Source organism: Pseudorhodobacter wandonensis, from assembly GCF_001202035.1.
Taxonomy (GTDB): domain Bacteria; phylum Pseudomonadota; class Alphaproteobacteria; order Rhodobacterales; family Rhodobacteraceae; genus Pseudorhodobacter; species Pseudorhodobacter wandonensis.
In genome coordinates this window covers 1-10,410 of the sequence record NZ_LGHT01000008.1, presented here as the reverse complement: position 1 = coordinate 10,410, position 10,410 = coordinate 1, and the positions used below count along the sequence as shown (strand labels likewise).

8 protein-coding genes and 2 pseudogenes are annotated in these 10,410 nt (G+C 57.2%); 9 read left to right on the top strand and 1 reads right to left on the bottom strand.

Features of this window, described 5'->3' with window-relative positions:
* Positions 1-143: 143 nt before the first annotated feature.
* The gene (locus tag AKU79_RS01245; RefSeq protein WP_050521776.1) at positions 144-1,031 is read left to right on the top strand and encodes a tyrosine-type recombinase/integrase; all 888 of its coding nucleotides are present in this window, start codon (positions 144-146) and stop codon (positions 1,029-1,031) included.
* A 12-nt stretch (positions 1,032-1,043) separates the two neighbouring features.
* A pseudogene (locus tag AKU79_RS01240) lies at positions 1,044-2,241 on the top strand (IS91 family transposase).
* 432 nt (positions 2,242-2,673) lie between these two features.
* Here AKU79_RS01240 and AKU79_RS01235 read toward each other — a convergent pair.
* Positions 2,674-3,867, bottom strand: a complete 1,194-nt coding sequence (locus AKU79_RS01235; protein ID WP_050521778.1) for an ROK family transcriptional regulator — start codon at positions 3,865-3,867, stop codon at positions 2,674-2,676.
* A 180-nt stretch (positions 3,868-4,047) separates the two neighbouring features.
* Here AKU79_RS01235 and AKU79_RS01230 point away from each other — a divergent pair, with 180 nt between their 5' ends.
* The 7 genes and pseudogenes from AKU79_RS01230 to AKU79_RS01200 form a co-directional block, all read left to right on the top strand.
* Positions 4,048-5,061 carry a sugar ABC transporter substrate-binding protein gene (locus AKU79_RS01230; RefSeq protein WP_050521775.1) on the top strand — a complete coding sequence of 338 codons (1,014 nt, stop codon included), beginning with the start codon at positions 4,048-4,050 and terminating at the stop codon, positions 5,059-5,061.
* An 89-nt stretch (positions 5,062-5,150) separates the two neighbouring features.
* A complete protein-coding gene (locus AKU79_RS01225; protein WP_050521774.1) occupies positions 5,151-6,212 on the top strand; it encodes an ABC transporter permease in 1,062 nt (353 codons plus the stop codon).
* Entirely contained in the window at positions 6,212-6,988 is a 777-nt protein-coding gene (locus AKU79_RS01220) for an ATP-binding cassette domain-containing protein (RefSeq protein WP_050521773.1), read from the top strand. Before AKU79_RS01225 ends, AKU79_RS01220 begins: the two co-directional genes overlap by 1 nt.
* A gap of 664 nt (positions 6,989-7,652) precedes the next feature.
* Positions 7,653-8,651 (top strand): YHYH protein, encoded by a 999-nt coding sequence (locus AKU79_RS01215; protein ID WP_082223869.1) that lies wholly within the window; start codon positions 7,653-7,655, stop codon positions 8,649-8,651.
* Positions 8,648-9,226, top strand: coding sequence for a YbhB/YbcL family Raf kinase inhibitor-like protein (locus AKU79_RS01210; RefSeq protein WP_050521772.1), 579 nt, complete (start codon positions 8,648-8,650; stop codon positions 9,224-9,226). The genes AKU79_RS01215 and AKU79_RS01210 overlap by 4 nt, the downstream gene beginning before the upstream one ends.
* Positions 9,227-9,272: 46 nt before the next feature.
* Positions 9,273-9,920 carry a hypothetical protein gene (locus AKU79_RS01205; RefSeq protein ID WP_050521771.1) on the top strand — a complete coding sequence of 216 codons (648 nt, stop codon included), beginning with the start codon at positions 9,273-9,275 and terminating at the stop codon, positions 9,918-9,920.
* Between the two features lie 354 nt (positions 9,921-10,274).
* Positions 10,275-10,410 (top strand): annotated as a pseudogene (locus AKU79_RS01200) (tyrosine-type recombinase/integrase); the annotation flags it as partial.

Below are 10,410 nucleotides of genomic sequence, written 5' to 3'. Positions count from 1 at the left end.
GATCGGCCCTTGGACGAAGCCGCTTCGCGGCATTGGTGCATTTGGCTAATGGCGTGACACGCCCCCAAAGTGGTGCGCATTTTGCGTTTTGACCGACCTGCCTGACGATTGGGGTCTTCTCAATCATCAGACAGGAGGTTCCCATGACAGAAGAGAAAGTAACCCCGCTGCGCCAGCGGATGATCGAAGACATGCGCATCCGTGGAATGGGGGACAAGGCGCAGAAGTCCCACATCCGTGCGATCAAGGATTTCGCCGTTTTCCTCGGACGATCACCCGACACGGCGACGCCAGAGGACCTGCGCGCATATCAGCTCCACATGTCGGATACCGGGGTGACCCCGTCGACCTTCAACACGCGCATCGTGGCGCTGCGCTTCTTTTTCGGTATGACCTGCGGGCGGGAGGAGATGAAGCGCTACATGCAATTCCGCACGGAGCCGCGCAAACTGCCCGTGGTCTTCAGTGTCGAAGAGGTATCAGACATCCTGATGGCAGCGCCCGGGCCTGGGCTCAAGTATCGCGCCGCCCTCAGCATTTCCTATGGCGCCGGGCTGAGGGCCGCCGAGGTCTGCAACCTCAAGATCGGCGACATCGACAGCGACCGGATGCTGATCCATGTAGAACTGGGTAAGGGTCAGAAGGACCGCAAGGTGATGCTATCGCCCGGATTACTGGAATTGTTGCGGGCCTGGTGGCGCGAGGCACGTCCCGAAGGCTGGCTATTTCCGGGCAAGCCCAAGATCAACCCGATCTCACCGCGCCAGCTGAACCGCGCCTTCACCTCGGCCAAGCATATGGCCGGGGTCAAGAGGCCCGCGACCCTGCACACCTTGCGGCACAGCTTTGCCACCCACCTTTTGGAGGCGAACACCGACGTGCGGGTGATCCAAGTGCTGCTCGGCCACGCCAAGCTGACGACCACCGCGCGATACACCCATGTGGCCACCAAGACGATCCGCGACACCGTCAGCCCCTACGAGATGCTGGCCAAGTTGCAGGATCAGACGGTGAAGCGAAGCCTGGAGTGACCAGACGCCGGGATGCCCCGGCGTAAACTGGAGATCGCTGACATCTTCCGAGCCCTTGGTCCTGCGTGGCGGCAGGCCAATGCGGGGCATGTCAGCCTGTCCCAGTTGAAGGTGATGTCAGCGATTGAAGCCTGCCGAACCGAGGCGCTCGGCGGGCATGTGGCTGGCTGTGCCAAGTGCGGCCACCATCACATCGCCTATAACTCCTGTAAAAACAGGCACTGCCCCAAGTGCCAGGGGCCCGCGGCGCGCGACTGGATGGAGGCGCGCGCCGAGGACCTGCTGCCCGTGGAATACTTCCACGTCGTCTTCACTATGCCGGCCGAGATCGCCCAGATCGCCTACTGAACAAGAAGGCGGTCTATGGGCTGCTGTTCAAGGCATCCGCCGAAACGGTGATGACAATCTCGGCCGATCCCAAGCGCATGGGCGCGCGGGTGGGTTTGACCAGCGTGCTGCACACCTGGGGCTCGGCACTCACCCACCACCCGCACATCCACATGATCGTCCCCGGCGGCGGCCTGTCGCCTGAGGGCACCAAGTGGGTCGCCTGCCGCCCGGGATTCTTCCTGCATGTGCGAGTTTTGTCGCGGCTGTTTCGGCGCCTGTTTCTGGAAGGGCTGATGGATTTGCACCGAACCGGGAAACTGGTCTTCTTTGGCGAACTCGAACGGTTGGCGCAGGTTGATGCCTTCACTGACTGGCTCGCTCCATTCCGCAAATCCGAGTGGGTCGTCTATGCCAAGCCACCCTTCGGCGGTCCCGAGGCCGTGCTAGCTTACCTGAGCCGATACACCCACAGGGTGGCAATCTCGAACGCCCGCCTGGTCAGCGCCGATGCCCAAACTGTCGCCTTCAGCTGGAAGGACTACCGCATCAAATCCGGCGACCGCCAAAAGGTCATGCGCCTGGCCACGCCCGAGTTCATTCGCCGCTTCCTGATCCATGTTCTGCCCGACGGGTTCCACCGCATCCGGCACTACGGATTACTGGCCAGCGCGACCGCAAGGCCAACATCACCACGATCCGCGCCCTGCTATGTGTCCAGCGCCCGGACAAGGCCGCCGCGTCAGAACGCAGCACCGAGATCATACCACTCACCCTGCGCGAACCGTGCCCCTGCTGCGGCGGACCCATGCGCATCATCGAGATCTTCCGTCGCGGGCAAAAGCCGATGTCGCGCGCACCTCCGAGGGAGCAGGCCGCATGACGCACCGCCTGTCATTTGTCTCGAACCGCCACTGGCTGCTGCCCGCAGACCCGGCCCAGCCCGTATGCGCTTATCGCTCCGCGGCGCGAAAAACGACGGAAAGCACCACAATCTGCACAGCGGTGTCAGCATGTTCGGCCGCTTCTGCGACCGGCTCAGCCGTTACGCGCACCTTCAGCCGCACCCCTGACACAGCCGTCGCCTCAACCGTCCCAGCACTTTCCCCATAGATCGCACCAAGACCCCCGCGGCTTCCTCCTTGGGAGGTTTTCCAACGCGGGTCGTGGTCGCGCAAATGCGCAGCGTATCGCCGCGACCCGCATCAGAAAACCTTCACCAAACCGGACCTTCGTGGTCGGCGCAGCGCAGGTCGGGTTGCGCCCACTTTACCGACTTAATGCTTCTTAGAGGTTATACACGGCACGGATTGCACTAAAACACGCCAGTATTGGTGTTCAAAAGAAACTGGGAAAATATCGGGCCACAAGCAGCGCCGATTTCGCGGGCTTTGCCGCCAATCTCTCCCGCACAAATCGTGGGGGGAACCAGTCCTCGGGTGTCTTGGGTTTGCAGGTAGCGTTGCGTGCGCTCTACCAGCGCTTGCTTGACCTCGTTCGGAAAAGACCCGTCAATCATGATGGTTTCGAAATCGATGACGGAACAAATGGATATGCTGGCCTTTGCCAATTCTTGTGCTGCTTGTCCGACCCAGGGATCGACATACCGCGCAAGGCCGCTCCAATCCTGCGGGGTTTGCCAAAGGCGCGCAGGGTCCAACCCGGCCTCAAGCAATCGGCCCTCCAAAACATGAAGCGAAGCGATATCAATCAGCTGGCGGCTTTCGCCACTGGGACCGATACTGGGCAAAGACCCCAAGGCACCCGCATTGCCCTGATGCCCTTCGTAAACCGAATGGTTCAAAACAATACCGCCGCCGATGAAGGCCGCAATGAAGAAATACGCATAGTCGCGGTATTCCTTACCCCTGCCATATACATGTTCGGCACGGCAAGCGGCTGTGGCATCGTTCACCATAAACACAGGCAAATCACTGAATTTCCCAACCTCTTCTTGCAGGTTTATGTTTTTCCAGAGCTGCGATGTGGCCTCGGGCGCACCAACCAATTGGTGCCAGTTCCATAATTCATAGGGGGCCGCGATGCCAATTCCACATAGCCGATGTCGGAGTTTTGTAGGCATCTCATCGGTCAACGCCTCTAGGCCGACCTGCAAGAAAGACAGGATGCTCTCTGGAGTGGGGTACGGAAATGTTGTTCGGCGTTGGGCACGAACCTTGCCCGCAAAATCCATCAGGATCAGTTCGGCACTGCGCCGCCCTAGCTTTAGTCCGAAGGAAAACACCCCGTCCGGGTTCAACCGCATCGGCACCGAAGGTTTGCCAACCTTGCCGCGCACAGGTTCACCGCGCGCCAACAATCCGTCCTGTTCCAATTTGCGCAAAATGACCGACACGGTCTGCGGCGACAGCCCGGCCATGCGCGCGAGGTCCGATCCGGGCAGCGGCCCGTTGCGCTGCAACATCGACAGCAACAGACGTTCGTTATAGTCGCGCAAACCGCTTTGGTTCGCGCCACTGCTTAACGATCTGATCTTTGAACCATCCATGCGAGCGACCATATACTTCTACGCCATACCTAAACAAGACGCCATTATGATTAGTAAATCAAGTTTATTTATTAATTGACTTCAAGCCCCGAATCAGGCTTTCTTAGTGAAGTTCCGCAGATGTTGCGGGGTGACATTCCGGTGTGCCGGAAGGATCAAAGACTGTCTCGGGAGGACATCATGAAGAAATTACTCGCAACCACTGCGGTCGTTGTTATGGGCTTTGCAGGCGCTGCTTCGGCTCAGGCCGTCACGGCATGCCTGATCACGAAAACCGATACGAACCCCTTCTTCGTCAAGATGAAAGAGGGTGCTGAAGCCAAAGCTGCCGAGCTTGGCATGACTCTGAAATCCTTTGCCGGTAAGGTTGATGGTGATCACGAAACCCAGGTTGCGGCGATTGAAACCTGCATTCTGGACGGCGCAAAGGGCATTTTGCTGACCGCATCCGATACCTCGTCCATCACCACTGCGGTCAAGCAAGCGCGCGATGCGGGTGTGCTCGTCATCGCCCTTGATACGCCGTTGGACCCGATTGACGCTGCTGACGCAACCTTCGCCACCGACAACTTCCTTGCGGGTGAACTGATCGGCAAATGGGCGGCGGGCAAACTGGGGGCCGAGGCTGCCAATGCCAAGATCGCGATGCTGGATCTTGCCGTGTCGCAGCCTTCGGTAGACGTGCTGCGCGATCAGGGTTTCTTGCAGGGCTTTGGCATTGAACTGGGCGACCCGAACAAATGGGGCGACGAAACCGACCCGCGCATCGTAGGCAATGACATCACGTCGGGCAACGAAGAAGGTGGCCGCAAGGCGATGGAGAACCTTCTTGCTAAAGACCCCTCGATCAATGTGGTCTATACCATCAACGAACCGGCCGCTGCCGGTGCTTATGAGGCGCTGAAGTCGATTGGCCGCGAAAAAGACGTGCTTATCGTATCGGTTGACGGCGGTTGCCCCGGTGTGGCCAATGTTAAAGACGGCGTTATTGGTGCCACGTCGCAGCAATACCCGCTGTTGATGGCTTCCAAAGGTGTTGAGGCGATTGCAGCTTGGGCCAAAGATGGCACAAAACCAGCAAATACCGAAGGCAAAGACTTCTTTGACACCGGCGTTACCCTGATCACTGACACCCCGGTTGATGGCGTTGAGAGCATCGACAGCGCCAAAGGTACAGAGCTGTGCTGGGGCTGATTGGCCGCAGGTAATAACAAGTTGGAAGGGGGCGGCCCGCGCCGCCTCTTTTCACACCAAAACGCTTGCATAAGGGGAGGAGGGTCGCCATGCCAGAAGCTGAAAATTTTGAAAGCGTCTCAAAGCGCGGCAGCCAAGAGGTTGCTAGATTTGAACAGCCCAATCGTGGGGCTATCGGCACATTACAACATTGGCTGCACATCAATCCGGCGCTTGTGCCGCTGATTGTTCTGGTCTTGTCGATCCTTGTGTTCGGCGCGCTATTGGGCAGCAAGTTCTTCTCGCCCTTCGCGCTGACGCTGATCTTGCAGCAAACCGCGATTGTCGGCATCGTTGGGGCGGCGCAAAGCCTTGTGATCCTGACTGCGGGGATTGACCTGAGCGTTGGTGCGATCATGGTCTTGTCCTCGGTGGTGATGGGACAATTCACCTTTCGCTATGGCTTGCCGGTCGAGCTTTCGATCCTTTGTGGTCTTGCCATCGGCACCGCTGTTGGCTTCGTCAATGGCTGGCTTGTGGCCATCATGCGCTTGCCGCCCTTCATCGTGACGCTTGGTATGTGGCAAATCGCGCTTGCGTCAAACTTCCTTTACTCTGCCAATGAAACCATCCGCAGCCAGGAAATTGCCGACCAAGCGCCCTTGCTGCAACTGTTTGGCGCCACGTTCAAAGTGGGTGGCGCGGTGTTTACCGTTGGCGTGGTCTTCATGGTGCTGTTGGTGATTTTGCTCGCCTATATCCTGAAACACACCGCTTGGGGCCGCCACGTCTATGCCGTGGGCGACGACCCTGACGCGGCAGAGCTTTCGGGCGTGAACGTCAAGGGCACGCTGATTTCGGTCTACATGATTTCGGGCCTGATCTGCGCCTTTGCCGGCTGGGCCTTAATTGGCCGTATCGGGTCGGTTTCGCCCACCTCGGGGCAGTTGGCCAATATCGAAAGCATCACGGCTGTGGTGATCGGTGGTATCTCACTGTTTGGTGGTCGTGGCTCTATTCTGGGTATGCTGTTCGGGTCGCTTATCGTTGGCGTGTTCACCCTTGGCCTACGCCTGTTGGGGGCCGACGCGCAATGGACTTACCTGTTGATTGGCGCGTTGATTATTGCCGCTGTCGCTGTGGATCAATGGATTAGAAAGGTGTCTGTCTGATGGAACCTATTTTGAAAGGCCGCAATCTGGTCAAACGCTACGGCAAAGTCACCGCCCTCGATCATTGCGACTTTGATCTTTATCCCGGTGAGATTTTGGCCGTCATTGGCGATAACGGCGCCGGTAAAAGCTCGCTTATCAAGGCAGTGTCAGGTGCGATTGTCCCGGATGAAGGCGAAGTCTATCTGGAAGGCAAGCAGGTGCGCTTTACCTCGCCCATTCAGGCACGCGAAGCGGGGATTGAAACGGTTTATCAAACCCTTGCCATGTCACCCGCCTTGTCAATCGCCGACAATATGTTCATGGGCCGCGAATTGCGCAAACCGGGGTTCATGGGCAAATGGCTGCGCCAACTGGACCGGCCGCGCATGGAACAACTGGCGCGCGACAAGCTGACCGAACTGGGGTTGATGACGATCCAGAACATCAACCAAGCGGTCGAAACCCTGTCTGGTGGCCAACGTCAGGGTGTGGCAGTCGCACGGGCGGCAGCGTTCGGCTCCAAGGTTATCATTCTCGATGAACCCACAGCAGCCTTGGGTGTGAAAGAGTCGCGCAAGGTGTTGGAACTGATCCAGGATGTGAAATCGCGTGGTATTCCGATCATCCTGATCAGCCACAATATGCCGCATGTGTTTGAGGTCGCCGACCGCATCCACGTTCACCGCCTGGGCAAACGTCTTTGCGTGGTGAATCCAAAGGACTACACGATGTCTGACGCAGTGGCCTTTATGACCGGCGCCAAAGAACCGCCAGTCGAAACTGTCCCCGCTTAAGGCCTGTTGGGTCTGGTTTCAGGCCCAAACAACCTATAACGGCAGCTTGGATCTTGTCGTCAGAATGCCTGAAATGCGAACTCGATGGCAGACGACAAGATCTCTCGAATGTCTTACGACTTTCATAAATTCTGCTCTCAACTTTGAAGATCGGTTGGTGCTGCAAGCCGTTAACGCCTGCTGCAAGGCGATCCAATTTTGAGCAACCGTTTTGATTGGTATTTCGCTCATTGAAGCCATTGTAGGAGTAACCGACCCAACGACAAATGGCGTACGGATGCGGTTGTTATCACGGACCTTGGCGTGAGGCCGGCATAAATGGCGACGGTAGTTTCTAAGCTCGCCAAAATAACAAAGCTCCAGAGTAATTTTCTCTAAGGCGGGCGGCCCATTCGGAGGAAAAAAGTTTGTCAACACCGGAAATTTGAGGAGCTATGTCAGACAGAGAACGGCAAACTTTTATTTGAGCAGCTCTTTGAGGAGAGCCGGATACGAAGCGAACACGAAGTTGCCAGTTTGGTTTCATTGAGCAAGGACACTAGGCGGAACAATCCGGGCTTCTATGGCAGCATGGAAAACGCCGCATTTATTTCATGCAAATACGACGGAAATCCAAATTAAACGCGTATGATGACCAACAGCAAAATAAACCGAGGGTCTCACTATGCCGGAAAGAGCCGCAACACTTCGCCGCCGCGCCATCCAATACGGGTTATTGACACTCACCTTACTTAGCCCAAGCCTCGCTTGGTCTCATGATAACGTTGATCATTGTGCGGCTGTAAAAGCCTCCGTTGCGGAAGCGGGTTTTGCGGATCGGGTAACTGTCACCTGCGACGCCAACAAGGCCCTCATCACATCGGACACCTATCCTGATCATCCGTTGATGACCGGCATTGTCGGCACAAATGAGCAGGTTCCGGTTCCTGCCAAAGATTACGCAGCACCAATCCCTCTGACGCCCATTTTGGGCACGACACCCCAGACTCGCGACGCAGCCTTGGGCGTGGCCGTGAACGGTGTGCCCATCTATGATTACACCGGTGGTGGCGAAATGACGGTGGAAGACCTCTATCACACACAAACCGAGCATGACACGCTGCAAACCGAGCAGCTTGATGCCTGCGGCGGGCACGCGGGGCGCGGCAATGATTACCACTATCACGTCAAGCCGGTCTGCATGATCGCGCAGATGGAAAATGCAGGCGATGCGGCGATCATTGGCTGGGCGTTTGATGGGTTTCCGATATACAGCGACAATAACCCCGACGGCACCCATATCGCGCTGGATGTTCTTGACGTCTGCAATGGCCAGCCTGACGCCACTTTCGGCTATCGCTATCACACTTCGGCCGAGGCCCCTTATATCATTCAGTGTCTGATGGGCGAGGTTCCCGATATCCGCGACCTGCCTCGTGTCGCACCGCTGAAATCGGCAAGTCTTTTCGGCGGCGGTCAGGACTCGGGTGTGCCACCCCAAGGCGGCGTGCAGAATCTCGTGTTCACCCAAAGCCCTGATGGCAAGCGCAGCATGGATTACACCTATGAGGGCGAGGCCTATTACATGCGCTACGCTCCTGCCGACACACCCGATTGTTATAACTTTGAAACGCGCACAGTGACCGATGGTGGCAGAATCAAAACAGGGGAATACTGCCGGTGAAAACTTCGCTGTTCAAATTCATCGGGTTGGCTTTGGTCGGATTTGTATGTGCGAGCCCGGTTGCGGCGCAGGATACGCTGACCTTGACCAGCCCCGCGTTTTCAACAGGCGGTGCTTTGCCCGACGATTTGAAGTGTCATCGTGACAACGGCGATGGCCTGTCACCGCCGCTGGCGTGGGCTGGCGTACCGACCGGCACCCAAAGCCTTGCGCTGATTATGTATCACTACCCCAAAGGAACCGTCGAAGGTGTGAACCCGCCCAGCCAATACTGGCTTTTGTGGGATATACCTGCGGCAACGGTTTCATTGCCGCGCGGCAACCCCGACTCCATCGGAAATGAAGGGTCCGACAAGGACGCAAGGGCCACTGGCTATACCCCGCCTTGTTCGCCAAAGCCGTGGTTTTCGTTTGGCAGCGGCCCGCAACATGAATATTTTATCGAACTTTTCACCTTGAACGCCCCGCTGACAACGCTGGCCGAACATGACGACTTGTCGGTTGACTGGGCAACCCTGAGCGCCGCGATGAAAGACAAAGTGATCGCCTCATCGCGGATCTCATTCTGGAACTGATCCGGCCAACCTGCCTGACACAAGATTAACAGACAAAGGAAACCTCATGCGCACCCTTTTGACCGCCGCCCTGATCCTGACCGCAACCACGGCCTTGGCAGAACCCAAATCCATCATCGCGGACATCTGGGTCGACAATTGGTTTGAGATGTATGTGAATGGCGAAAAGGTGATCGAGGATTCAGTGCCGATCACCACCGAGCGTTCCTTCAACGCCGAAACTACTACTTTCACCTCTGATCTGCCGATGACGATTGCGATCATGGCCAAGGATTTTAAGGAAAACGACAGCGGCTTGGAATACATTGGCACAAACCGGCAGCAGATGGGCGACGGCGGCATGATCGCGCAGTTTCGCGATGCCGCAAATGGTGCGTTGATCGCTGCCACAGACGGTACCATGCGCTGTCTTGTTGTGCAGCACGCGCCCGTAGACCGTGCATGTGCAAATGAACGCGATCCCGTCGCAGGGCAAGGTGCCTGCGCTTTTGTCGAAACACCGATCCCGGCCAATTGGACCGCGGCGGATTTCGACGACAGCGCCTGGCCTTTGGCGGTTGAGCACACAGCCCGTGAGGTCGGACCGAAAGACGGCTATGACAAGATCAACTGGGACAAGTCCGCCAAACTGATCTGGAGTGACGATCTGGTGCTGGACAATACATTGCTATGCCGGTTGGTCGTCACAGAGTGAATGCGCAGCAAGCCAAGAACAACGCACCCTGAGGTGCGCTACGAAACGCTCATATTTTTGAACATACGCTGAACGCAATTTATCGCTGTCTAATATCCGGATGGTTGTTGCAGTTCCTGACTAGCCGTCACAACCGCCGCTCGTGGCCGTGCCGAGTTTTGTTAGATTGAGGTCCTTCCGGACCTTTTCCGCGGCCAGCACCGATGTCTGATGTGCGGACAAGGACGAAGCCGCTTCGCGGCATTGGTGCATTTGGCTAATGGCGTGACACGCCCCCAAAGTGGTGCGCATTTTGCGTTTTGACCGACCTGCCTGACGATTGGGGTCTTCTCAATCATCAGACAGGAGGTTCCCATGACAGAAGAGAAAGTAACCCCGCTGCGCCAGCGGATGATCGAAGACATGCGCATCCGTGGAATGGGGGACAAGGCGCAGAAGTCCCACATCCGTGCGATCAAGGATTTCGCCGTTTTCCTCGGACGCTCACCCG

Excerpts from the sequence above, each read along its gene's own strand:
- AKU79_RS01205 (WP_050521771.1), top strand. The coding sequence starts at position 9,273 with ATGCGCACCCTTTTGACCGCCGCCCTGATCCTGACCGCAACCACGGCC.
- AKU79_RS01235 (WP_050521778.1), bottom strand. The coding sequence starts at position 3,867 with ATGGATGGTTCAAAGATCAGATCGTTAAGCAGTGGCGCGAACCAAAGC.
- AKU79_RS01220 (WP_050521773.1), top strand. The coding sequence starts at position 6,212 with ATGGAACCTATTTTGAAAGGCCGCAATCTGGTCAAACGCTACGGCAAA.
- AKU79_RS01215 (WP_082223869.1), top strand. The coding sequence starts at position 7,653 with ATGCCGGAAAGAGCCGCAACACTTCGCCGCCGCGCCATCCAATACGGG.
- AKU79_RS01245 (WP_050521776.1), top strand. The coding sequence starts at position 144 with ATGACAGAAGAGAAAGTAACCCCGCTGCGCCAGCGGATGATCGAAGAC.
- AKU79_RS01225 (WP_050521774.1), top strand. The coding sequence starts at position 5,151 with ATGCCAGAAGCTGAAAATTTTGAAAGCGTCTCAAAGCGCGGCAGCCAA.
- AKU79_RS01230 (WP_050521775.1), top strand. The coding sequence starts at position 4,048 with ATGAAGAAATTACTCGCAACCACTGCGGTCGTTGTTATGGGCTTTGCA.